20 protein-coding genes are annotated in these 24644 nt (G+C 55.0%); 8 read left to right on the forward strand and 12 right to left on the reverse strand.

From position 1 onward, the window contains the following. The first annotated feature begins 1 nt into the window (after position 1). Together IT971_RS04010 and IT971_RS04015 are read left to right on the forward strand one after the other, a co-directional pair. Complete coding sequence (locus IT971_RS04010; RefSeq protein WP_063092791.1) at positions 2-514, forward strand: ABC-three component system middle component 5; 513 nt, start codon at positions 2-4, stop codon at positions 512-514. Next, the gene (locus IT971_RS04015) at positions 501-2408 is read left to right on the forward strand and encodes an AAA family ATPase (protein ID WP_063092792.1); all 1908 of its coding nucleotides are present in this window, start codon (positions 501-503) and stop codon (positions 2406-2408) included. The genes IT971_RS04010 and IT971_RS04015 overlap by 14 nt, the downstream gene beginning before the upstream one ends. A 117-nt stretch (positions 2409-2525) precedes the next feature. Here IT971_RS04015 and IT971_RS04020 read toward each other — a convergent pair whose 3' ends face one another. Beyond that, positions 2526-3137, reverse strand: a complete 612-nt coding sequence (locus tag IT971_RS04020; RefSeq protein WP_223305009.1) for a superoxide dismutase family protein — start codon at positions 3135-3137, stop codon at positions 2526-2528. Between the two features lie 389 nt (positions 3138-3526). On the opposite strand from IT971_RS04020, the gene IT971_RS04025 reads away from it, so the two are divergent. Further along, positions 3527-4936, forward strand: coding sequence for a hypothetical protein (locus tag IT971_RS04025; RefSeq protein WP_063092793.1), 1410 nt, complete (start codon positions 3527-3529; stop codon positions 4934-4936). A 68-nt stretch (positions 4937-5004) separates the two neighbouring features. On the opposite strand, the gene IT971_RS04030 is transcribed toward IT971_RS04025, so the two are convergent. Next, positions 5005-5679 carry a DUF5610 domain-containing protein gene (locus IT971_RS04030; RefSeq protein WP_063092794.1) on the reverse strand — a complete coding sequence of 225 codons (675 nt, stop codon included), beginning with the start codon at positions 5677-5679 and terminating at the stop codon, positions 5005-5007. Between the two features lie 387 nt (positions 5680-6066). Between IT971_RS04030 and IT971_RS04035 the strand changes: the two genes are divergently transcribed. After that, on the forward strand, positions 6067-9069 hold the full coding sequence (locus IT971_RS04035) for a leucine--tRNA ligase (RefSeq protein ID WP_063092795.1): 3003 nt from the start codon (positions 6067-6069) through the stop codon (positions 9067-9069). Between the two features lie 83 nt (positions 9070-9152). Here the strand turns inward: IT971_RS04035 and IT971_RS04040 are convergent, their stop codons facing one another. After that, positions 9153-9461 carry a hypothetical protein gene (locus IT971_RS04040; protein WP_139190003.1) on the reverse strand — a complete coding sequence of 103 codons (309 nt, stop codon included), beginning with the start codon at positions 9459-9461 and terminating at the stop codon, positions 9153-9155. Here IT971_RS04040 and IT971_RS04045 point away from each other — a divergent pair. Continuing rightward, on the forward strand, positions 9451-9603 hold the full coding sequence (locus IT971_RS04045) for a hypothetical protein (RefSeq protein WP_156487980.1): 153 nt from the start codon (positions 9451-9453) through the stop codon (positions 9601-9603). The two genes, IT971_RS04040 and IT971_RS04045, sit on opposite strands and share 11 nt — an antisense overlap. A 512-nt stretch (positions 9604-10115) precedes the next feature. Continuing rightward, positions 10116-11405: a nucleotide sugar dehydrogenase gene (locus tag IT971_RS04050; RefSeq protein ID WP_063092797.1), complete on the forward strand. Its 1290-nt coding sequence runs from the start codon at positions 10116-10118 to the stop codon at positions 11403-11405. Between the two features lie 12 nt (positions 11406-11417). Here IT971_RS04050 and IT971_RS04055 read toward each other — a convergent pair whose 3' ends face one another. The 8 genes from IT971_RS04055 to IT971_RS04090 are packed head-to-tail and all read right to left on the reverse strand — an operon-like array spanning position 11418 to position 19315. Then, positions 11418-11783: an MmcQ/YjbR family DNA-binding protein gene (locus IT971_RS04055; RefSeq protein ID WP_063092798.1), complete on the reverse strand. Its 366-nt coding sequence runs from the start codon at positions 11781-11783 to the stop codon at positions 11418-11420. Between the two features lie 58 nt (positions 11784-11841). Then, positions 11842-12933 carry a glycosyltransferase family 4 protein gene (locus IT971_RS04060; RefSeq protein ID WP_063092799.1) on the reverse strand — a complete coding sequence of 364 codons (1092 nt, stop codon included), beginning with the start codon at positions 12931-12933 and terminating at the stop codon, positions 11842-11844. Further along, positions 12930-13667 carry a glycosyltransferase family A protein gene (locus IT971_RS04065; RefSeq protein WP_063092800.1) on the reverse strand — a complete coding sequence of 246 codons (738 nt, stop codon included), beginning with the start codon at positions 13665-13667 and terminating at the stop codon, positions 12930-12932. The genes IT971_RS04060 and IT971_RS04065 overlap by 4 nt, the downstream gene beginning before the upstream one ends. Then, on the reverse strand, positions 13664-15142 hold the full coding sequence (locus tag IT971_RS04070) for a hypothetical protein (RefSeq protein WP_139190004.1): 1479 nt from the start codon (positions 15140-15142) through the stop codon (positions 13664-13666). The genes IT971_RS04065 and IT971_RS04070 overlap by 4 nt, the downstream gene beginning before the upstream one ends. Next, positions 15127-15870, reverse strand: a complete 744-nt coding sequence (locus IT971_RS04075; protein ID WP_063092802.1) for a hypothetical protein — start codon at positions 15868-15870, stop codon at positions 15127-15129. Before IT971_RS04075 ends, IT971_RS04070 begins: the two co-directional genes overlap by 16 nt. Then, on the reverse strand, positions 15867-17006 hold the full coding sequence (locus IT971_RS04080) for a hypothetical protein (protein WP_063092803.1): 1140 nt from the start codon (positions 17004-17006) through the stop codon (positions 15867-15869). The genes IT971_RS04075 and IT971_RS04080 overlap by 4 nt, the downstream gene beginning before the upstream one ends. After that, a complete protein-coding gene (locus IT971_RS04085; RefSeq protein WP_063092804.1) occupies positions 16999-18195 on the reverse strand; it encodes a glycosyltransferase family 4 protein in 1197 nt (398 codons plus the stop codon). The genes IT971_RS04080 and IT971_RS04085 overlap by 8 nt, the downstream gene beginning before the upstream one ends. Next, positions 18188-19315 (reverse strand): glycosyltransferase family 4 protein, encoded by a 1128-nt coding sequence (locus IT971_RS04090; protein WP_063092805.1) that lies wholly within the window; start codon positions 19313-19315, stop codon positions 18188-18190. The genes IT971_RS04085 and IT971_RS04090 overlap by 8 nt, the downstream gene beginning before the upstream one ends. A gap of 140 nt (positions 19316-19455) precedes the next feature. Here IT971_RS04090 and IT971_RS04095 point away from each other — a divergent pair, with 140 nt between their 5' ends. Both IT971_RS04095 and IT971_RS04100 read left to right on the forward strand, forming a co-directional pair. Further along, entirely contained in the window at positions 19456-20883 is a 1428-nt protein-coding gene (locus IT971_RS04095; protein WP_063092806.1) for a WecB/TagA/CpsF family glycosyltransferase, read from the forward strand. Between the two features lie 38 nt (positions 20884-20921). Continuing rightward, complete coding sequence (locus tag IT971_RS04100; protein WP_158526675.1) at positions 20922-22928, forward strand: tyrosine-protein kinase domain-containing protein; 2007 nt, start codon at positions 20922-20924, stop codon at positions 22926-22928. Positions 22929-23216: 288 nt separating this feature from the next. Here the strand turns inward: IT971_RS04100 and IT971_RS04105 are convergent, their stop codons facing one another. Continuing rightward, a complete protein-coding gene (locus tag IT971_RS04105) occupies positions 23217-24581 on the reverse strand; it encodes an O-antigen ligase (RefSeq protein ID WP_063092808.1) in 1365 nt (454 codons plus the stop codon). Positions 24582-24644 lie beyond the last annotated feature (63 nt).

The following is a 24644-nucleotide window of genomic DNA, read 5'->3' on the forward strand; positions in this document are numbered from 1 at the left end:
AATGCATATCACTTATGAAGAAGCATATGACAGTTATCACACAATGTTTCGGATGTTCCGGCAGAGGGAAATATTCCGGAATGAAGAAAATATCCGTGTTGAATATTTTCAAATTAGAGATTTCTATATTTTGTTTCCATTCTTTGTCTCGGATATAAGACTAAGGAATGAAGATAAATGGTTGAGGGCTTTAGCGAAAAAATGGAGAAGGCCTTATGGTTGTACTCCGAGTCCATATACTATTTTTAGTAAAATGATTGCTATACAAAGGGCTGCGCTCACGACGCTTGCGGCGAATGAGTATTTGAACTCATCGGCTCTAGAAAATGGAGTGGTAGAGTTTTCCGAAAAGGAGCCGCCAAGAGAAATTCATGAATTATGTTCCAAGGTAAACTTGGAGAATGAAGAGCAGGTTTCTGCAGTAAAATATATATATGATCACTATAAATTAAATGGTGAAAACGGAATAAAATCGCGATCCGGTCTTATGGAGTACAAGTATGACCTTATTTAAGCCGACGCTTATTTTGAAAAGGCTTGCTATTTATTCTGGAAGCTATGTTGCATACGATGAAAATTTCCATTCAGGGGTTAATGTCATTAGAGGAGCTAACTCCTCTGGAAAATCTACGATTCTGAATTTCATTTTTTTTGCGCTTGGTGGCAGCCTTGTTCATTGGAGTGAGGCTGCTTTGAGATGTAGTCATTGTGTTGCCGAAGTTGAGGTCAATGGAAAGGCGGTTACGTTAAGGCGTTATGTTGACGAGGGTTCGAATGCACCGGTAGATATGTTTGGTGGCTCGTTTGCTGACGCGATGTCTGCGCCGCCAGATGATTGGAAGAGGTATCCATACAGGCGTAGTCAAGGCAAAGAGAGTTTCTCTCAAGTAATGTTCCGTTTGCTCGAGATGCCAGATGTTGCCCTTGAGTCAACTGGGAGCGTTACAATGCATCAAGTTTTGCGGTTGCTATACGCTGATCAGCTAAGTCCAGTAGATGATTTATTTTATCAGGATGGGATAGACTTTCCGCAAAATAGAGAGGCGGTAGGCAACCTTATCTGCGGTGCCTTTGATGAGAAAATATATGATCTTCAGCTTACACTAAAAAGGAAAGAAAAAGAATATCAGTTAGCGAGCGCAGAACTTAGAAGTATCATTCTTCTGTTGGGGGGCGCTGGGCAGAGCTTTAGTTTGGAAACAGTGATGGCTCAAGCCACTGCTCTTGAGGAGAAGCGCGATAAGATTTCTGCTGAAATCAATGTTGCGGAAGAGGCTCTTTATAATAGCGAAAACGAAGATAAAATCACTCTTAGTGCTTACCAAAAAGAATTCAAAATCGTGACAGGTCTGCAATCTGAGTTGAAGAATGTGGATGATAGTATCTCAAGTGTTGAATTGGATTATGCTGATTCTCAGCAATACATCAATTTTTTGAAAGATAAAATTAGTGCTCTACAGCAGTCTGGAGAAGTTGCGAAATATATCACGGAGGTGAAATTTGGAAGTTGCCCTGCGTGTCATGCGGAGATTCACGAGAATGATGGTATCGCATGCTGCAGCTTGTGTAAGGCGCCTTTTGATAAAGAAAGGGCGCAAGAGAGAATTGTTGGTATAATAAACGAAACCGCAATTCAGTTGAGGCAATCTGAAATACTTCAATCAAAAAGATTGACTAAAATTGAAGAGTTAAAAGAATCTCGTGATATTCTTAGAAATAAGTGGAGAACTTCTTCTAAACGTTTGCAGTCATTGCAGGTTCTTCCATCTTCAGAGAAACGTGACCATCTTAGAGAACTGCACAAGAAAATTGGCTATGTAGATCACCAGATTGATGACGTAGCTAACAAACGAAAATTAGCAGAGAAAGTAACGTCACTTACTGAAGCGAAAGAGCGCCTTCGTGGTGAAGTTGAATCTCTGACGACTTCAATCGAAAAAATTAAGGCAGAACAGGCTGCTAGGCTGCAGAAATCCTACAAGGATGTTGCTGATGAGGTGATTGATCTTCTCAAAAAAGATTTGTTGAGAGAAGACGCATTTGAAAATCCTCAATCCGTATATTTTTCTTTCGCTAAGAACGAATTGACAGTTGATGGAAAGCAATATTTTTCGGCAAGTTCTAGGGTGATACTGAAGAGTAGTTTTTTAGTTGGAATGATGGCTGCAGCATTGAAGAAATCTTACTTCCGACATCTCAGATTTCTGTTGATTGATATTACAGAGGATAAAGGAATGGAGGTTGTAAGAACCTATAATTTCCAAAATCAGGTGGTTAATATTTCGAATGAATCAGAAGTTGATCACCAGTTTATTTTAGCAACCTCGATGCCTTCTCCTGAGCTTAACGAAGAATTGTTTGTTGGGAAATATTCCTCAAGGGATGAGCAGAGCCTCAGGTTGATTTAGTAGGTTGAAAATAATTTTCTCAGTATGCGATGATTTACTTGTGCACTTACCGAAGATTAACTGAAATTGTTATTTTCCAGGCCAGACAAGATTAATCTCTATCTGACCAAAGGGGGTTCATTCAATCACCGCACAAGCAATCCGATCCCCGGCATCACCTGAGGGCTGGGATTTATAGTCGTCGGCGCCGGCATGGATGATGACGGCCTTGCCGTGAATGTCGGTTTCGCCGGTGCCATCAAAGCGCACGGCGTTATTGAGAATCTGGGCGTAAAGTTCGCCCTTGTCATTGACATACTGGTTCATCATGTCGCCCGCATGCGGGCCGTCGGCAAATTCGTGGCCGTGGGATTTGTTGGTTGGGTTGAAATGGCCGCCAGCGGATTTAAAGCCTCCTTTCGCATCGCATTCCCCGTTTTCATGGATATGAAACGCCACCCACTGTCCGGGAGGAAGGTCGCGAAGCTCGATCTTCAGGATCGCGGCATCCGGCACGCCATTGACCGTCAACGTCCCGATTTCCTCGCCGTTTGTATTGATAAAGCTTGATTGGGCTTCCTCGCCCGCCCTCGCATGGCCGGGCACAAGTGCCATCGCCGCACCAAGGGCGAGAAGTGCTGCCGTGGCGGCAGTCGCCAGTGCCATGTGGCGGGCATCATTGGCATTGGTGGTGGTGGGAATGGCGGTGGCATTTGATTTCTGGCGGCAGATGTTTTCGCGATGGAACATGGGAAATCCTCTGCTGTTGCGGGCGGGTCAGTGGGCGGCATGGTGCAGGTTTGGCCGTTCTTTGAAAACCTGTCTTTGTAAAACCGGTGGGACCGGGTTTTGTTCCGTAAATCTTTGACCTGTTGGTTGAATTGCGGCCGGAGTATTGGCGGGGTTTGAGGCTATTTTGTGGGACGATGGGGTCGATCCCGCGTGGGAGCGCGGGGCGGCATGGACTCCCGCCTTCGCGGGAGTGACGAAAGGGGAGCGGGGAGTTCGGGAGTGATTGTGACGACGGCAAGTGCATGAGGGAAAGGCCGCCGTCACAAGGGCGGGTCTGGGAGCGTCAGGTTTGAGGCGGCGCGGGCCGCCGTATCACGGCATAACCAGACGGAGTGCAGGCGCAGACCATGGCAGAGGAGAATGACCGGCAATCTTCGGGGGCTCCGGCACGGCCGCCGTTATCTGGTGCATCTGGCAGCGGCGTAGGCGCAAAAGGATTGGGAGATCTGATCCGGCGTGTTCTGTTTGGCCGGGTTTTATATGTTCGCGGGGCGGCGATTTTGGGCTCTGTCATGCTGATCGGGTTGGTGGTGGTTCTGTATGTCGGGTTTGTCGTGACCCTGTTCGCCGGATTTACTGCCGATATCCAGCGCGAGCTTCTGAGCCGCGAGCTTGAGCTAAGCTCGCCCGGCGATCTGGAGCGGCTGGTGTTTCAGGGCTATCACGAGGCGCAGCTTAAGGGCGACATTCATGCGATGCGCACCGAAATCAGGATGCTTGACGCAAGCGGCCTTGCCGCCGCCCGGCACGGATTGGCCCTGCGCCAGGATGCGATTGCCGCGTGGCGGGTGGCGTTTGATCTTTATGCCGGATTGGGGGCGGTGGTGGCCGAACAACCGGGCAGGTTCGACCCGGACTTTCGCACGGCTTATCTTGGGGCGCTTAATCAGGCGTTCGCCTTTCTGGCGCAAAGCGATTTCAGTGCCGAGGACGGGCGACCATCGCCCGACAATGCCCGCACCGACGAGGGCAAGGAGGTGATTGCCAACCTGGATAATGCCCTGTCGCAGATGGCATTGGCCCCGGGGGTAAACGAGGGCTTTGCGACCGATATCCGCAGCCGGATTGAGGCGATCAAAAATGCGGTGATGAGCTTTGGCGAGAAGGCGGCGCGCGCCCAGGTGACCTGGGCCAATATCACCGCCGAACAGGAGCAGGCCGACCGGCTGCGCGCCAGCCTGAGTGCGGAGCTTGCCGACCTTAGAGAAGAACATGCCGCCCTTTGGGCGGACGAGGATGCGACAGATGAGGGCGGGCGACGGTCGCTGGTCGCCCTGTTTCAGCAGCCGCTTGGCGGGGTATTGTCGCTTCTGCTTCAGATGCCTGGCATTGTCCTGACGCTTTTGGTCACGGTGGCGGCGGGCGGCCTTGGCTCCGTCGTAAGCTTTACGCGTCGCTATCGCCGGGTTGGGGGGGCGAATGTGGCGGACAGGGATGAGGATGGGGCAGAGGTAGCAGAGGTGGCGGTGGTGGCACCCGAAACCGGCTTTGCCGCCGCAGGCCACCTGATGGTGATGACGGGGGAGGGGATTGCGGCCGCCATCGCGATTTTCCTGTTTACCGAGGCCGGGATGCTGATGGTCACCCAAGGAGGCCCGGACGGATCAGGCAATATCGAAATCAGCGCGTTCCTTGTGACCTTCATGGCGTTTGTGTCGGGCTTCATGGCCGAGGATGCGTTTAACAAGATACAGGATGCCGGCCGGAAGCTGTTTCGCGTTGGCGGCGATGACGGGCCGGGGGCGGCGGGGATGTGAGGGCGCAAAACAAAACCGGCAGGGGATGTGCCTGCCGGTTTGGATGGGTGAGGCTATGATCGCGAAGATCAGATCGCGGAAGTGCCGTAACGCGGGGCGTTACGCTGCGCATTGGTGCCAGCCTCGGCATAGGCCTGACTTGCCTGTGCGGTCTGGGTGATCTGCGACTGGAGCACCTGCTCATCGCGTTCCGGCGTTGTATCGGCCGCTTCCTTGGCCGGGCTGCTTTCAAACAGTTCGGTCAGGCGGGCTTCGATGGATTTCAAGCCTTCATTCAGGCGGTCTTCGGTTTCGTTGATATTGCCATTGATCGTGTCATTGAGCGCGCCAAGGCCGTCAAGGAAGTCGCGGGCCTGTTCCAGACCCTTGGCGATGCCCTCGCTGGCCTGATCAAAAATCTCGCGGGCTTCTTCGGGGCTGGTGGCGTTCGAGGCGATCAGATCGCCGACACGGGCCAGAATGCGATCAGCAACTGCTTCGGGGGTGTAATCGGTGGGATCGACGCCCTGGATCGACAGGCCGGTCGAAGACAGGCTTTCATTGATCGCCGAAACGATCTGATCGGCCGAAAGAAGATTGCCTGACTCAGAGGACAGCGAAACCGAGGTCGCGCTGGCGAAGGCGGAGGCAATAGAATTGTTCGACCCGGATTTCGAGTCGTCATTACCGGGCAGGTAAGACTGCGCGCTGCGGCTTGAGCCGTTTGCTGCCTGCGATGTCAGTCCGCCGATGGTGATATCCATGCCGTCCTCCCTGGACGCGGGTTGTGGGTGTATAAGTCCTTGATCGGGCTTGATACACGGTGATTTCCTGATGGCCTGCGCGGGCACCTTCTTGGTGCGGATCGCGCGCCGGAAGTCTTTACGTGCGGATAATATCGCACAATCAGGGCGAAAAGGCCATAGCCAGTTATATTAGGTTCGGTTGGGCGATGTGCAAACCCGCCATGCGTGATACGCGGGTTTTCGGGCTTGCATCCGGGCCGGTTGTGGCGGTTATCCTGCACTCTGATATTGCAACAGGGGCCAAGCCCGATTATTGAACAGGGTTTGGTTAATCAGAATTGATGATCCGGATCGTGTCGAGGTTTACTCCGCATCCGGTATTTTGAGCTTAGGAGCTGTTTGACGGTGGCGAACTATCAGGAAAGTGCGCGCGAATTTGAAAAGCGCTGGCAGGATTACTGGCGGGAAAACGATACCTATCGTACCCCCAATCCGGGCGATGCCGATTTCGACGCCGCCAAAAAGAAAAAAGTCATCCTCGATATGTTCCCCTATCCAAGCGGGGTCGGTCTTCATATCGGTCATCCGCTGGGCTATATCGCCACCGACGTCAAGGCACGGTTCGAACGCATGCGCGGCTTTAACGTGCTGCATTCCATGGGATTTGATGCGTTTGGCCTGCCGGCCGAACAGTTCGCGATCCAGACCGGCCAGCATCCGCGCATCACCACCGAAGCCAATATCGAAAACATGCTGCGCCAGTTGCAGGTGATCGGCCTTGGCCATGATCCGCATCGTCGCTTTGCATCGACCGATGTCGATTATTACAAATGGACGCAGTGGATTTTCCTTCAGCTTTTCAATAGCTTCTATGATCCGACCGTCGAATGGAAAGGCCCGCAGGGGCAGACCATCACCGGGCGGGCCCGCCCGATTGCCGAGCTTCGCGGGCTGCTTGAAAGCGGGGAATGGCTGTTGGACGAGGACGGTGTGCCACAGCCAAAATCCGTCATTGGTGAGGGCACGAAGGCAGAAGGCAAAGAGATCGACCGCGCGATTGATCGTGGGCGTCTGGCCTATGTCGATGAGGTTCCGGTCAACTGGTGCCCGATGCTGGGTACGGTCCTGTCGAACGAGGAAGTCACCAACGAAGGCAAGTCCGAACGCGGTGATTACCCGGTTTACAAGCGCCCGCTGAAACAGTGGATGTTGCGGATTACCGATTATGCCGATCGTCTGGTGGGCGACCTTGAAGGGCTTGACTGGCCCAACGGCGTTGTCGAGATGCAGAAAGGCTGGATCGGCCGTTCGGTCGGCGCGCGGGTCAATTTCCCGGTGGCACTTGCCGGTGGCGGCAAGAACAAGATCGCGGTTTATACCACGCGTCCCGATACGATTTTTGGCGCGACCTATATGGTGCTCGCCCCCGAACATCCATTGGTCGATGCGCTGACCTCAGCCGATCAGAAGGATGCGGTTGCTGCCTATCGGGCCGAGGTCAAATTGGCCGGTCCGGTATCGTCCAAGGACGAAGCCAACCGGGAAAAGACCGGCGTGTTTATCGGGGCCTATGCCACCAACCCGGCCAATGGGCAGCAAATCCCCGTCTGGATTGCCGATTATGTCCTGATGGGCTATGGCACCGGCGCGATCATGGCGGTGCCGGCCGGTGATCAGCGCGATTTTGAATTTGCCCATAAATTCGGCCTGCCGATTGTCGCCACCACCAAACCGTCGGAAAGCTGGCTTCGGGCCAATGCACCGGATGATGCGACCGATCTTGACGATGCGGCATTGCTGGCGCGCTATGAAACCGCACCGGGCGATTTCAAAATCGCGCAGACCGATATCGGCGATACGATCAATTCCGCCAATGACGAGGTCAGCCTGAACGGGCTTTCGACCCCGGATGCCAAGGCGAAAATCATTGAATGGTTGGAAACCAAGAACATTGGCCGTGGTCGGGTGCAGTATAAACTGCGCGACTGGCTGTTCTCGCGCCAGCGTTATTGGGGCGAACCGTTCCCCGTGCTGTTTGATCAGGAAACCGGACAGGTGCATGGCGTGGCCGAGGCGGCATTGCCCGTCGTCCTGCCGGAAATGACCGATTTCAAACCGCAATCAAACGAAGACCCGAATTCGGAGCCCGAACCGCCGCTGGCACGCGCCAAGGAATGGATGGAAGTCACCGGGATCGTGCTTGCCGATGGTTCGGTCCTGCCGGTGGATGCGGCGGTGGGCTCGACCTACAGCCATGCCGGTGCGGATTACGAAGTGCGTTCGTTCCGTCGTGATGCGAACTCGATGCCGAACTGGGCCGGGTCGTGCTGGTATTATCTGCGTTATTTCGACGCACAAAACGATCAGGCCTTTGCATCGGATGCGGCAGCGGCCTATTGGGCCAATACTACCGACGAGAATGGTAATGCCAAGCCCGGTGCGGTCGACCTTTATGTCGGCGGGGCGGAACATGCGGTGCTGCATCTGTTGTATTCGCGTTTCTGGCACAAGGTGCTCTTTGACCTTGGCTATGTTGCAACGCCCGAACCGTTCCAGAAGCTGTTTAACCAAGGCATGATCACAGCCGATGCCTACACCGACGCGCGCGGCGTTTATGTCGACATCCATGATGTTGAAATGCGCGATGTTGACGGCAAAAAGCAGCCGTTCAATGCCAAGACGGACGAGGCACTGATCACCGTTCCGGGCAAGATGGGCAAGCGCTATAAAAACGGCATCCCGCCGGAAGAAATTTGCGATCAGTATACGATTGATACCTTCCGGACGTATGAGATGTATATGGGGCCGCTTGACAGCTCCAAACCGTGGCAGTCTGACGCGATTGTTGGCATGATGCGCTTCCTGTCGAACGTCTGGAAGGTCGCAACCCAGATGGAACGCACAAGCGACGTCGATGGCAAGATCGAAACGCTTTTGCATAAAACCATCGCCAAGGTGACCAACGACATCGCTGAATTGCGGCTGAATACTGCGATTGCGGCATTGATCGAGCTGACCAATGCCATGACCCGCCAGAATGCGGTGCATGACGATCATGTTCGTGCGCTTGCCCTGATGGTCGCGCCCTTTGCGCCGCATCTGGGCGAAGAGCTTATGAGCCGTATGGCAGAGGCCGAATTTGGTTCCAAAAAATCGGTGATCAAGTTTGACTGGCCGGTATTTGATGCAGAAAAGGCCAAGGACGACGAATTTGAAGTCCCGGTTCAGGTCAATGGCAAAAAACGCGGCTCGATCATGGTGGCGGCGGATGCCGATCAGGCAACGGTCGAGGCAATGGCAAAGACCGATGAAAATGTTGCCCGCCATCTTGAAGGCATGCAGATCGTCAAGGTGATCTATATCGCCAAGCCGACCCCGAAACTGATCAATATCGTGGTCAAGGGGTAAGCCCAGCCTTAACCGACAATGATGATGAAACGGGGTGCGTCAGATATGGCGCACCCCGTTTTGCATACTGGATCGTTGGTTGTTTAGCGGGTGTAACCCGAAAGGGAGGGGAGGCAATCGTTACGCCAGCTTTCAGGTGGCAGATCACGTTCGAGCAAGGAAATATCGGGTAAAACGTCGCTTCGTCCGAAAATTCCCGCCAGCGTTCCGTCACACAGCATGTCGTAAACAGCCCGGTTAAATATGGCGCGATTTTCAATACCTTCGCGGTTGGCCTGAAACAGGGAAAAGACATTTTCTGTTGTGAGCGGGATGTCGAGAGTATCGATAACCCCGGCAAGTCCTAGCTGATCGCGAATGTGAAGCCCCGAAGACCTCTCGATGAGCAGCATCAAGCCGGTTGTTGGCAATCATGCTCAGCAAGGAATGGTCGCTGGGAACCCGTTCGAAATCGACATCCTGACGATTGATGATGGCGGGTGGATAATGATAGGCCGAAAGCCCGACCCGCAATTCGGCCAGACCGTCGGGTGAGGTGATCGCGTTCTGACCAAATTGGCCCGGTTTGTAGAAAATCAGATTCTCGCGCAGGTAATACGGCACGGATGCCAGCGAAACCGGTAATTCGCTAAGCGACGGGAAGGCGCCCAAGGCATCGTATTCGCCGACAATAAAGGACTGTACCGCTCGGCGGGGTGGTAGAATATCAATGATGATTTCCTGACCGGTTCGCGCAGCCACTTCTTCATACATGCGAATGAATGTCCCACGCGCCGGACTTTCGGCCATCATCGGGATATAAGGCATTACAACGCTTATGCGCGCAGCTCCTGCCCGGCCTGTGGCGGGCATTCCTGCAACAAGACAAAACAGGAAAAGGCAAATCAGATAGGGGATTTTATGCATGGATAACAGTCTGAGTTCGGATGCTTGCAGGGTAGCACATATTTTTTGATTGCCTAAATCGGATGCTGTTCCGTCTTTTATTGACGATTGTATGTGTGCTGGCTAGAAGTCAGGCAGAATTCAATTTCAAGGGTTGAGCAATGAGCCACGGTCGCAAGATTTCGGTTATCGGTCTGGGATATGTCGGTTTGCCGGTGGCGGTGGCCTTCGGGACGGAGATCGGTCGAACAGTCGCGTTTGATATCAACAAGTCGCGCATTGCACAGCTTAAGGAAGGGCATGACGCAACCGGCGAGGTTGATGATCATGAACTGGCAGCCGCCGATTTGTTGCTGAGTGATAATCCCGAAGATTTGCGTCAGGCCGATTTCCATATCGTGACTGTGCCGACCCCAATTGACAAATCAAACCGTCCTGACCTGTCGCCGTTGCGATCTGCATCGAAAACCGTTGGTGTAATCCTTAAGAAGGGCGACATCGTTGTTTATGAAAGCACGGTTTATCCCGGCGCGACCGAGGAAGAATGCGTGCCGATCCTGGAACAGCTTTCGGGGTTGAAGGCGGGGATCGATTTCACGGTGGGTTATTCGCCTGAACGCATCAATCCTGGAGACCGTGAACATCGCTTTACCACCATAACCAAGGTTGTGTCGGGGCAGACGCCCGAAACGCTTGAAATCGTTGCGGCGGTTTATGGATCTGTCGTCAAGGCTGGGATCCACAAAGCACCGACGATCAAGGCCGCGGAGGCCGCCAAGGTGATTGAAAATACCCAGCGCGATCTGAATATTGCGCTGATGAACGAACTGTCGCTGATCTTTGATCGGGCGGGTATCGATACCCGTGATGTTCTGGATGCCGCGGGCACCAAATGGAACTTCCTGCGCTTTACGCCCGGCCTTGTCGGCGGGCATTGCATCGGGGTTGATCCCTATTACCTGACCCACAAATCAGAGGAACTTGGTTATTACCCGCAGGTGGTTCTGGCCGGTCGTCGGGTTAATGACGGCATGGGCGAGGTTGTCGCAAATAAGGTCATTCGGGCGTTGTTGCGCGAAGGAGCGACCAAGAACCCTACTGTGACGGTGCTTGGCCTGACCTTTAAGGAAAACGTGCCCGACATTCGAAATACGCGCGTGATCGATATCATCCGCTCGCTCGAAGATGCCGGGATAAATGTTCAGGTCCATGATCATCATGCCGATGCCGAGGAAGTTCTGCATGAATTCGATGGTCTGAAATTGTGTGGTGATGCCGACCTGAAGCCGGCGGATGCCGTCGTGCTGGCGGTGTCACACCGGGAATATGTTGCCAAGGGTTGGCCACTAGTGGAGGGGCTTTTGAAGGGTGGCACCGGCTTCGTTGCCGATGTGCGCGCCATTCTGCCGCGCGACGACGTGCCCGCAGGCATCGACCTTTGGCGGTTGTAAAAGCCGCGCCGTTTATTCCTGATACAGATTAAGCTCGCGCTGCATCTTTTTGGTCAGGCCGCGCGAGACGATTTTGTGGGATTCTGCCAAATGGTCACGCAGGCTCGCATCATCAAGTCCCGGTGCGTCATAATGCTGGATCCATTTCATCCCGCGCGAGGCAAGATACGGGGCAGGGCGCAAACCGGGTCGTTCCTTTAAAACCTCGTAGGCGATGTCGGACACCTTGAAGGTAATGCCAATCGTATGGCCCTTGGTCCAGCCGCCAATCGCAAAGACCTTGCCGCCGACTTTCCAGACATCCGCCCCGCCCCATTGCACGACATGCGTTGTCACGGGCAGCGATTGGCAAAATGCGTTGAATTCATCGCGGGTCATGACGGTATCTTTCACGATTGAGGCTTGCTGGATATTTGGGCAGGCGTGGTTAAAGAGATCAAGAAATGATTTCCTTGATCAGTTGTTGAAGTTCCTTCTCAAACCGATTTGCCCGGAAGTGCTGGTTGCAAAAGGCCTTTGCAGCCCGCGCCATTTCGTGGGTTTCGGTTGGTTGGGTCAGGGCATCTGAAACAATATTTGCCAGCATTTCCGGATTGCCGGGCTGGCAGATGCGGCCGGTTTCGCCATCGCGAACGATATCAACCAAAGTTCCGATGGTGGAGCTGACGACGGGAACTCCTGCGGCCATGGCTTCGAGCACGACAAGAGGTTGAGCTTCGTTCGGGTAGCGTGACGGAAACAGAAAGAGGTTGGCGTTGGATAGAAGTTTGGTGCGGATATCCGCATCGACCGGACCGTGATAACGGCAGTGATCCGAAAGATTCAAATTGTGGATCAATTGTGAAAGTTCGCAGGTTGAGAGGTCGCCTTCGGTGCCGGCGATATCAAGCGCGAAATCGATATTACGCTGTTTGAGAATTGCACAGGCCGCCAGCACATCATCGATACCTTTGCTGCGAAAAAGGTTTGATAGATAAAGCAGACGCGGCGTTGTGGTGCTGATCGGGTCGTGATTGATCTTGAAGGCCGTATCGGGCAGGCAATTGGCGATGATTTTTGATCGGCATTGAAGGCCATCAATTTCAGTGCGCAACGCCTTGCCCAGAATAATGGCGGTTTGCCCGGCAAAGGCATGGCGTTGCAAAAATGCGATTAACCATTGGCTGCGCCCGGTTTGCAATCCACGGCCATGCAGATGCAGTATGGTTGCGATGCCAAGGATTTTGGCTGTCATCACATAAAGACAATCTCGATAAAACGCGCCCCCAGTTGGGGCAAAGCAGATATAAAGTGCATCGGGTTTTCGCCGGAGTGCGAGCAATAGTTTTAGCCAAAGTCCCAGAGCCATAACCAGTTTACCCAATCTCATCCTGGCAATATCGCGGGGATTTTTGGCAAAGCGCATTTCAAGCACTGTCACATCACAGATTTTGCGAAGCGCGACCGAAGCCCGTTCATTCATGGTTGCCGCCCCGTGCATCGGCGGGGGCAGTTGCACCAAGGCAATGATCCGCGGTGGTTTCGTCATCGGCCAATCCCCGACAAACGTTTCAGATCGAAAATGCGCATCCAATGTGGTGGCGCGATAGCCCGGCGATGTCGCGCCAGAACAATGCGCAAAGTTTCTTGATAGACAGGGTCGGGGATGGATGCAAAATAGCGTGTCGCGGGATTAGTGTTTCGCGTAATCAATTGTCGGCGAAACTGCCAGATGGAGGTCATGGGCAGGCTTGCTGTGCGCAGATAAAAATCAAGATCAATGCAGCACGGCAGTACCGTGTCATAGCCACTGGCCATTTCCCATATATCGCGATGAAACGCCAATGACGAGTGATGCAGCGGGTTGCTGCGATAAAGCCGTGTGGCCGGGATTTGTTGCCACGGGTTGCTGGCGTTTGGCGTGGCTGTTTTTTGTCCTGCGGCGAAGGCAAGGGCGTTTGGAAGATCCATGAGAAAGGCCGCCTGTATCGACAGGCGATCCGGGTGAGACACATCATCGATATCCTGAATGGCAATCAGGCGGGTTGTCGCATTGGAAATGGCAAGATTAAGGGCGGCTCCCCTGCCAATCGGAGTGCTGCGGATCAGTTTGATCTTTGCAGGTTGGTCGGGAAGCATGACCGGGTTTACCGAACCATCATCGACAAGGATGACACCATCCTGCGGGCGCAGAATTTTGTAAAGATTGGCAAAATAGCGTTCCAGAAAGGCATCGCCATCCCGAACCGTAGTGATCACGGTGATCGCATCATCCTTGGTCATGAGGGTCTCCAGAGGATGCGAAGTGCTGCGGTGCCTTGGTTCGGGACAAAGATCGTTCTGACCGGGCCGGTCACGGCAAACAGGCCATCATCGGTGATATGGAGCGGTTGGTCCGCGATCAGATGGAGGTTCAAATCGGGAAAATCAATCCGGTTTTCGCCGGGTTTTTCGAAGGCCAAACCGGCGGGGACCAGCAGGCGGAACAGATGCAGGTCGGATAGGCTGTCTGTATCGACCTGATCATGAATGACAATTTCGTTCTCGTTGAATGTGATGTCGCGCTGGCCCCGGCGGCCTGCCAGTCTGAATAAGATCTTTGCGGTGCTATCGCTTATCGTGCCGGATGTGAAGGTGCTGCACGCCTGTTGATCGGCAAAGGCCGGAAGTGGCAGTGATGCTGGGCCATAAAGGCTTGAAAAGTCTTCTTCTCCGCCGGAGGGAGGCAGGAACACATGACCGTTTGTGATCAACACCGGCGCGGGGGTGATCTCATAGGACGACTTTCCGCGCAGGCACATTCGGGCGTGATAATGATCGGTGTCGTGTATCAGCAGGAAATCGGCATTGGCGCCAATTGTTGGTGCATGTTCGGGCGAACTATCGATTGCTGCGCGCAGCAGCCAGAATCCGGTGAAAGCCAGATAATCGTAATGCCGGTTATAGCTGTACCAGCCCGGTGTTTGTGGATTATCCGGGCCTGGATCATCTGGCAAAGGATTGGAGGCAAGCAGGTTGAGTGGCAGTGTTTCGGTTTGCAGCAATGTCTGTTCAAGGCGAAACAGGATGGCTTCGGCCTCAGCGCGATAGCCGTGTTTGAGCAGGGCATAAAGGGCGGTCATTGCGCCAAAGCTCTGTCCGGCACCGCGCCCGACAAGGTTGGGGATGCCTGTTGTTGCGCAAAGTCGGGCAATCAGATCAGTGGCCTTCGCCGCGATTTTGCGTTGGGCTGGCATAGGGCTATCGGTCAGCAAGGCGACGCACAAGGCATGATATTGCGCGGAAAAACAGCCGGGGCGGTCCATGAAGACTGGTGCGCGCCAGAAGCGGGTACGAATATAAAGCCAGTCCAGTTTTGCACGCAGTTTATCCCGCCATGAACCGGATTGGCGGATGTGCATTGCAAGGATGTGCCAGTTTGCGACATTGGGCGATTGGTATGGGGCGTTTCGCAAGATGGCATTACGGGTTTCGGCGTTTATGTCCGGGCAGTTTTCCAGTGCGTATTCGATGAATTCGCGATGATAACTGTGGTCCTGGATTTCGGTTTTCAGCGCATTGACGGCCGCCCTAATTTTCGCAGTGTAGTGATCGTCACCAAGGTTTTGCCAAAGGGCGACGGCATAGGCCTTGGCGTAAAAGCTGTGCTGGGGGAAATCGCCATTTTCGAACTGCTGATTGGCCAGTTGATCGGCAATCAAACGCGCAAGGCGAAGGCAGCGTTCCTGCAAATCAGATTGTACTAAGCGAAACGACATGTGACCTCCAGCATCAGGGACTGACTTGATTTCAGCCTGTTAAGCGGGACTGCCTGTATTTCGGGACAGCGTCGGCCAAGTCGTTCGCGCAAGCGCCAGAAAACAGCTTTGCCACCCGGAAAATTCCAGACCAGATGCGCCAGCCAATCCGGGGCGGACAGAGTGAAAAATCGGTTGGCCCAGCGCAACCAGACGTGATCAACCGGGGCGATTGGCAGCAGGCGGGCGTGAATGATCCAGTGATCGCCGCGATCACGCAGGTACATATAGGGCGCAAAGCGACCGGCCCCGTCATAACGATCAAGCGTGACGGAAATGATTGTGCCATCGGTTCCCATCAGTCGGACGGTGCGGACGGGATACAGGCGGTATCTGTCACTGTCGGTGTGGTGATATTTGCGACCAGCAATTTCGCCGGTTTGAATGGTGGGTTTGTCAAAGATCAGCCGGATGACGGCATCCTGTAACAGCCCATCTCGGCGGGCGGAGAGTGTTGTCCGGATGCGAAGCGTTGCGGGATCAATCCGGCTTGTCTGGTAATCAAGCGCCCAGTCGCCTTCGGCCAGTTGCCAGTGATCGCCAACCTGGCGTGTGTTGCGGCATTGATCGCTGAGTGTGACGAAAGAGTACCTATCAGAGCATTCAAAACTCCAGGGCCCGAAACGGATATCGCCATACTGGCCGGTGATGAGGCGGTTATTGATGATTTCGGCCTGCAATTTCTTCATGCCGGTTTGTTCCGCAAAATGGGATTGCGGTGACATATCGCGATCAGGATCAGGCAGAGGCTCAGGCGAAGCTGCATAATGATCACAGCATCGGTTTCATGAGGGGAAGCCGGAAGAAGCACGCCTGAGACAACCATAAGGGCAAGGCAAATCCAGCCGGGGAAGAACTGGTTTTCGGTTTCCTGCGATATCAGGATTTGACGCGAGACCATCGCAAGCAGCACGGGCCAGAAGGCCCCTGTGCGCAACAAGGCGACGAGGTCGGCATTGACAGTGCCGTAAAAAAGCAGGGCAAGCGTTTTGGGCAGCATCATAAGTATTGCAGTCATGGCAAGCGGTGGTGCGATCAGCCAGATATCGCGGAGCAGCCCGGCCTGCTTTTTGGCAAATAATGCCGCCGAAATGCTGGCGATGATCGCCGCCGTGATCAGGAAGATGCGTTGGGCCAGCATCAGATTGGCGTGCGCTGCGTCGGGCAGATTTCTGCCGAGCAGCACGAAATCAAGATTGGGGAGTGCGCCAGCCAGCAGCGTGAAGCCGATCAGATTGATCATCGGGCTGCGGGTGATTTTGGTTATGGCAGTTGGGTGAGTGGCATGATCGCGAAGGGCAAGCAAGGCACCAGCGATCAGGCTTGCCAGTGAGATTGCTGGTGCGATGGCAAAGAGGGCCAGATTGCTTTGGGTGACGATGGCAACGAAAGCGACGGTGATTCCGGCGATTTGTCCTAGAACGGCGATCAGGGCGATTTTGGAAAGCTGACCGCGTGCCGTGATGATCCAGTCCGGGGCAATAGCCGCGACCATGGGCATCAGAAGGATCGGCGATGGGGGGATGTCTGTCATGATGACGACAAACGCGGTTGCCGCGATAGCGAGTGTGAGGCGAAGCGCACAAAGTGCGAAGGCGGCGCGGCGCTGGTTTGCCTGATAGAGCCGGATCAGAAGCAGGCCGCATCCGGCCTGCGCGATGGTTACGGCAAGGCCGATGGTGGCAACGGCCGCGAAATAGGCCCCTAACTGATCGGGGGCGAAATGATGGCCGATCAAAAGCAGAATGATCATTCCGCCAAGGCGTGTGATCAGATTGGCTGAGAGCATCCAGAGCGGATAAATATACGTGCGGAACCTATGCATGGTGGGCAAGAACCCTTTCATAGGCGGCTTCGGATCGGGTGCCGTAATCCATGGTGATATTGGTTGCGATCAGGTCGCGGGCGGCGACGCCAAGTGCCTGAACACGTGCCGGTGCGGCATGCAGGGCCTGGATGGCGTCAATCAGAGCGTTGCTATCGCGGGGCTGGATCAGGAGCCCATTTTTTTGATGGGTAATTGGGCTTCCGGCATCTGGGGTCGTGATCACGGCACAGCCAGCCGCCATGGCTTCAAGCACGGCAAGACTGCTGCCTTCGGACAGGCTGGGGAAGACGAATATATCGTCGGAGAGCAAGTGCTCGGCAAGCTTCGCCTGTGGCATTGCGCCGTGCCAGACGCAACCTTGCGGCAGTTTGGAAAGATAGGCGAACGCACAGGGCTGTGCCGCACCGATCAGATCAAGCGTGATGGACGGCCCAAGACGGGTGCGCAGCGCACGGAAGGCTTCGATCAGAATTCGGATGCCCTTGGCAATCGAGATATTGCCGACATAGAGAAGGCGGGTGATGCCGGGATTTTGTGTCGTTCGTTCGGCCTTGACCAATTGAGAACACAGGCCGGACGCAAAGGGAACCAGATGAATGCGTGCCGGATCAATGCCGCATTCTTCAAGTCCGGCGGCAACCACGTCGGAGGGGGCAAAAACGCCATCGGCAAATCGGGCTTCTGCGATGCGGCGGCGGGCAAGGAAGTTTGATATCTCGCGATAACGCAAACCGTGATGGTGATATTCGTCGGCGAGCTGGCGATGGCGGACCGGGGCAAGCTGGCCGGTGACATCCGAAATGATCGTCATGCCATGTGCACGGGCAGCTCGCATGGCGGGAAGGCTGTAATTTCCCTGACCGTGGAGGATGCGGGCATCGGGCATATGGAGCCGCGCCAGCCACGACAGAGGCAGATCGGAATAGAGGTTTCGCGCGGGAAGGTGAAGCTTTTGTGCGAGCTTTCCCATAATATCGGGCAAGAGATGTCGGCCGGGAACATTGGAAAGATGTGGTTCCACCCGCCGGGCCGGGGGGGTGAGAAAACCGCTACCGTCATGACGCCAGAAACTGTCCCAGCGGACCAGCCGGTTATGGTGTGCTAGATGGGCGGCGAGAATGCGGAGCTGGTCATTGCGGCCAATCATCCAGACCGGGGCATCACGGGCCAAAACGCGGTTATGCATCAGGCACCTCCGCGCTGTTTGCCATCTTGCAAGCCCGCAAGATGGTTTCGGCGTGATGGGCTGGGCTGTTGTTGGCGATGCGGGAATGCTGCCGGGCTTGGGTTTTCTGCCATGCGGCGCGATCACTTAGCAATCGCGCGCAGGCCGTCATCCATGCGGGCACGATGTTGCAAGGCAGAATTTCGGCGGTGCCGAGAATATCGGGAACGCAGCCGACCCGGTTGCTTGCGAGGGCGACAGTGCCGCATGCAATGGCCTCGATCACGGTGACGCCATAGGCATCATTGCGGCTGGGCAGGAGGCAGAGTTTGGCCTGCTGATAGATGCCGGGCAATTTCGCCGGGGGGATTTCGGGCATATGGTCGGTGGCCTTGCTCAGGCCTAATCCAGTAAGCCGGTTTGCAAGGTCATTCTGGTCGCAGGCCCCGACGATTTGTATACGCTTTGCGTGGCCTTGGCGGTGTAGTCCGGCTGCAATTTCAAGGAAGGTTTCGAAGCCCTTGGATAATGTTGGTCTTCCGCACCATAAAAGATCGACAGGACGGTCATCAAAGCCGTGAAGATGATTGGGAGCCTTGAAGGAAGGCGGGATGGGGGCGATCAGGATATTATTTCTGACCTTGCCGGATTTGACAAACCAGTCTTGGCCATTTTCCCCGGCGGCAATGCAGATTTTGGCATGCGCGATCATCGTTTTCCGGATGCAATCGCGAAGACGGTTTTGATAGGTGGCGTCCGATCCGGCCCAACCATCAAACTGTAAAATGGTTGGGATATTGTGTCGGCGGGCATAAAGATGTGCCTGCCATTGTGCCAGTCCGAAACCGGCAATGATCAGGACATCAGGCCGGGCGGCGTCAAGGGCGCGGATTAAGCCGAAATTAATCGGGATCACGCGATTTTCACCAAGCGGGATTTTGATGCCGGGCAGGATTGATTGGGCGAAATCGCCGGTCAGCATCGGCCACGCGCGTTGGGGTTCTTGACGCTGGGTGCAGATGACGTGGAAGTCGCCATCTGGATTTCGGGCCGGGTTGCAGGCATGAACAAGGCTGGCCAACATGCCATAGGCGCGTTGCCGGTAGGGCGGAACGATATTCGTAAGCAGAATGATCTTCACGCGCCATCACTCTTTGGTGTTTGTCTTGATGACAAAACAATCATAAGTTACTTTGAATTTCAATGCTTTGTCAGATGGTTGTCGGGGTGCGAACAATTGCAGCCATCATATAAAGGGACATTGGGGAGAGATCGGCGGGGATGACCAGCGACCGGGGGGACTTTTTCGGCCTGACGCTTGATTTGCGCAGGCAGGCGTCATTGGCCGATCACATCTGTTCCAATATCCATCAAGAAGGCTGTTTCCGCCATTTGTCGTTAAATGCGGTCAAATTCGCACAAGCGTGTCGGGATGGCGATCTTTGGCGTGTTTTGGCACAGGCCGATTGCCTGTCGGCGGATGGGATGGGGATTGTCTGGGCGGCGCGATTGCTGGGCCTTGCGGTGCCCGAACGGGTGACAGGCATTGATTTGATGGAAAGCCTTTTGCCAAGGTTTGAGGCGGCGGGATATTCGGTCTTTTTGCTAGGCGCACGCGATGATGTTCTGCATCGCGTGCAAGCACGCCTTCGCCGCGATTTTCCCGAACTGATCATTGCCGGGGGCCATCACGGTTACGACCCCGATGATTCCAAACTGGCCGAAAAGGTTCGAGCCAGCGGTGCGGACGTGGTGTTTGTTGCCCTTCCCAGTCCGCGCAAGGATGCGTTTGTGGTGAATTACGGGCCGAAAACCGGATGCCGTTTTATCATGGGGGTTGGGGGGGCCTTTGATGTCCTGGCCGGTGATATCAGGCGGGCACCAGCGATGATGCAGCGATGCGGGCTGGAATTTGCATGGCGCATTGCCATGGCACCGCGCACGATGGGGCCACGGTATGGCCGCGGGCTTTGGCGGTTTGCCGGGGGTATCATTCCGGCAATCTTGCGGGCATGGGCTGGACGATTTTACCGCGCGGCAGGTTGGGTCGTGACTGTCGGATTTGCGATCTGGCTTGTGTTGACACCTGCCGATGCCAGCGGACAGGTGGTTTTACCCCCACCTGAAATCGAAGCGGCTGAGGCAAATGCAAGCCAGATCATGCAATTCCTGACCGATCAGCTATCCGAAAACGACACTGTGGAAATTGACGATACGGTCGATGCCCTGATTGCAAGATTGTTGGGCCGGGATGTGGTGACAAGCGAAGGCAATCTGGGGCCAGAGGATTTCAGGATGGTCTTGCTGGCTCTGGATCGGGTTCTGGCATTGACGCAGATGCTCATGCCCGGCGGGACAGGCAGTTTTCTGATGGAATTGATCGTTATGAAGGCGGTGCTTCGGGTGGTGGCAATGTATCCCGAACCCATGATGCGTGAAGCGATGGCAGCAGGAACGATGCCTGAAATCTCAAGACGGTTTTTTGATGCGGGATATCGCGCGCAAGCCGTTGTGTCAGAGACAACCGACAATACCAGTCCCGGATCAATATCAAAGCCACCCCAGCCCTTTTTGCCAATTCGTTTCAGCACGTATTACAGGCAATGGGACCCGGCGGCGACGCAAAGCTGGAACACGAGCCTCACGGAAGAAAGGGCAGATACCGATCAGTCGGACTGGATTGAACAGCCATCGGTCAGCCCGCGATGAGGCATTCGGATCAACTGCAAACCGACAAGGATACAGACTTGACGTTGATTGATCTGTTCGCGGTGCTGTGGCAGCGCCGCGGGATTGTGATGCTGGTTTTTGTTGCGGTGTTGATGGTGGCCGCGGCTCTTATTCCCCGACTAATGCCAACCTATCGTTCGGTGGCCGAAATTGCCTTTGTGATTGATCGCGAAGATGCCCCGATAAACGGGGGCGGGGTTGCGCAGCATTTGGAAACCGCAATGACGGAGCTTCGCGGGAATGAAGTACTGGCAACCGCACTTTCGGTCCTGCGCGGTGAGGGCGTTCAGATCGTGCCGGCGATTGAAGGAAGTGAGGGAAATGAAGCAGGCGATAACCGCGTACTTGGTGCCCTGCGATCACGGATCGAGGTGGTGCGCATTGGCAATGCGTCCGTGATCGAGGTTAGTGTGACCGATCATGATGCGGCGCAAAGCCAGAAAATCCTGAATGCCGTTATCGACAGTTACCTTTGGCAGCGCGAAAGTACACGCAAACAGGGACTTCGCGCGAGGTTGATGGAAACGTCCGAACAGCTTTTGGCCGCGAACGCAAAGCTGGCGCAGGCCGAAACCGATCTTTCGGTGTGGCAGCAGCAGGCAGGCTTTATCGAACCCGATGAAAGCCGTTTGATGCTGGACCGGATTTATCAACTGAATGGCATGCTGGAGGTTGCGCGGCGTGATCTGGAACGGGCACGCCTGATGGCAGATGCGCGTAAAAATGCGCAGTCGATTGATGCCCTTCTGGCCCTGCCACCGATTGCCAATAATGAAACGGTTCGAAGGCTTTCTGGGCAATATGACGAGGTGCGTCGAAATCATGCGGCATTGGATCAGCGATACGGTCCCAAGCATCCGGCGATGATTGCTGTTCATCGTGAACTTGAAACCGTGCAGCGGCATCTGCGCGACGCCGTGTTGGTGGCGGCAGAGAAGATCGCGCTTGATCTGCGAGATGCGCAAAAACAATATGATGTGATCAGAAGCCAGCGTGATGACTGGCAGGAAAAATTGACTGTCCGCCATGAAAAGGCACAGGGGCAGGCCGCCCTTTTGCGCGCGGTGGAACTGATGCGCAGCGAAGCCGACACGCTTGGCACAACGGAGCAGGAACTTCGCATCGCATTGGCTGCATTTCAAAGTGATGTGACGGTGATGCAGGCCGCAAGCCTGCCTGAAACGGCGGAGTTTCCGACCAGGCGCGATTTGTGGATGGCGGCAGTTCTGGTCGCGCTTTTTGCCGCCGTTGTTGCGGGGATGCTTAGACACTATTTCGATCAGGCGATCCATGATGACGGGAAGTTGGAAGACCGGTTTGGTATTCCGCTTTATGCCCGGACTCCGCAAGTTGATGCCCCCTTTGCCAGTGCGGTTTCGATGGAGGAAGCGGTTGGCCATCTGGCGGTTTTGATCAATATCCTTGCCAAAACGCGCGTGCATGCGGGTCGCGCCCATGTCAGTTGCATCGGGTCGGCTGTGCCTGGCGAAGGCAAAAGCAGACTGGCGCGTGATCTTGCGACAAGCTTTGCGACTGCGGGGATGAAGACGATTCTGCTTGATGGCGACCTGCGCCACCCAGCGGGATTTGCGCGTGTCGGCAACGTGTCGGATTTGACGGCGGCTCTGGCCGGTGAAGGGACGTTGGAGGACGCCATTCAAAGCTGGGAAGATCGCGAATCCTTTGACTATATCGGTGCGCGGGCATCCGTACCGGGAAGCTTTGCGACCGGCTTGCTTCAGAATGGATTACGGGATGTTCTGGATCATCTAGGCGGTCGTTATGACCGGATCGTGATTGATAGTCCGCCGGTTTTATCGGTGGCCGATGCGATACTGCTGATGGGAGCGGCGGATGCACGGCTGCTGGTGCTGCGCCGTGGTTACAGCAAACGCAGTGATGTGCGCGATGCCATCAGTCAGTTGAACGCCGCCGGGTTGGTGCCCGATGGCCTTGTCCTGGCTGCCACACGGGGCAGACCGGCGTATGGTGGGGACAATGCCGACAGGGCGGAGAACGCCTGATGCGTTTTCGCCGGACCCCTATATTTGCCGGGCTGGTTTTGATCGGGATCGGTTTGGGCCGCCTTGGGGCTGAGATGGCGGCCTTGCGGAATGTGCCGGATATCGAAGCTGCTTTGCGTGATGGGGATGGAGTTGCCGATTACGAAAAGCAGCACGCGGTCACGGCAGCTTTTAAATCAGGCGAATGGATGGCTTTGGAGATATTGACGAGTGCGGAGCTTATAGATGCGCCGTTTGATCCGGTTTTGATGTCGCTTCGGGCTTTGGCACGGGCGCAGCAACAAGACTTTAATCCGCAGGCGATTGGCGAAGAACTGGATCGGGCCGCACGGATTGCCGGGGACCGTTCCGATATTGTGATGCTGCGCGGCTTTGTACTTTCGGCCTTGCTTCAAGCGCGGCCAGAAGGGACAGGAAGGGCAGAATGAGTGCAGGCATCGACGCGACCCAGCCGATGCTGGACATGATACCGATCAGAGCCGCAAGGCTGATCAGAAGCGTTCGATCCAGACGGTTTGCGGCTGCTCGGAAAGTGCGTGTCAGCCGATACAGGATAAAACCAGCCATCGCCAGCGTTGCGGGAATGCCAAAGATGAGGGCGGCATCAAGCCATAAATTATGGCTGCTGAACCATGCGGCTTTGCGGTTAAGGCCAAGAGTTGCGAAATGATCCATCACCAGCGCAATCGCGTTCGGGCCAAAGCCGGTAAATGGGCGATGGGATATGGCGATGATGGCAGTGTGCCATGCGTCATCGCGCTGGATCAGATCGGGGCGGGCCAGTTCGGCAAAGCGATTGCCAAGATCGGGAATGAGCATGGCGATGACGATCAGGGCAGTTGTAACGCAGGCTACGACAAGAACGGGATATGTGATGCGCGGCAGCAGGCGGTCTGCTTTTGGGCGAAGCATGATTGCAAAGGTGATGAGGGCAATTGCCAGTGCAAGAACCGCACTTCGCGAATGGCTGGCGAACAGGGCGGATGTGAAAATCAGTGCAAGTGCGATCCAGCCAGCCGCGTGATCAATCCGGCTTCCGATTGTGGCCGTGCCCTTGGCGCAGAAAAGGTAAAGGGCGTAGATCGCCGCAATCGTCATCAGGCCGCCAAAGGCGTTGCGATTGGCAAAGCTTCCGGTCCAGTCACCAAGATGGGCCTGCTTGGCAAACCAATAGGTGCTTTCAAACGAGAAGATATCGGCAAGACAGGCAAGTGCGACTTGCAGAATTGCCGCAATTATCACGGCCCATGCGATTATTCGGGTGAATTTATCACCTCGCATTTGCGCGCATCCAGCGGCCAGCACATAGATACCGACCAGCCACAAAACACTGCCGATCATCGGCAGGAAGGCGGTTGGGTAAAGGGCAAGGTGCGATGCGTTGAACGGGGCAGGCAGCGTTGGCCAGATCGGTGCGGCCTGCACGACCAGCCATACAGACAGGAGTGCGCCGGCAATGCCAACCTGTTTGATCGGTCGGGTCAGTTTCACGTGGCCGAACCATCCCGCCGCCAGCAACCCGATGCCGGTCAGGATGGTCAAAACCGCTATCGCCCAAGGTCGTGTGCCGCCCAGCATGATAGGGGCCAGAACGATCTGGGATGTCAGGCAAAATGTCACCAGTCGCTGCATCAGCGTTCCGAAAATATCCATGATTTCAAGCTGATCACGATAGCGGAGTTTTTCGGATTTGTCCCGCCGCGAGGTGTGGCGGGG

This window comes from Thalassospira sp. B30-1 (assembly GCF_015767575.1).
Lineage (GTDB): Bacteria > Pseudomonadota > Alphaproteobacteria > Rhodospirillales > Thalassospiraceae > Thalassospira > Thalassospira xiamenensis.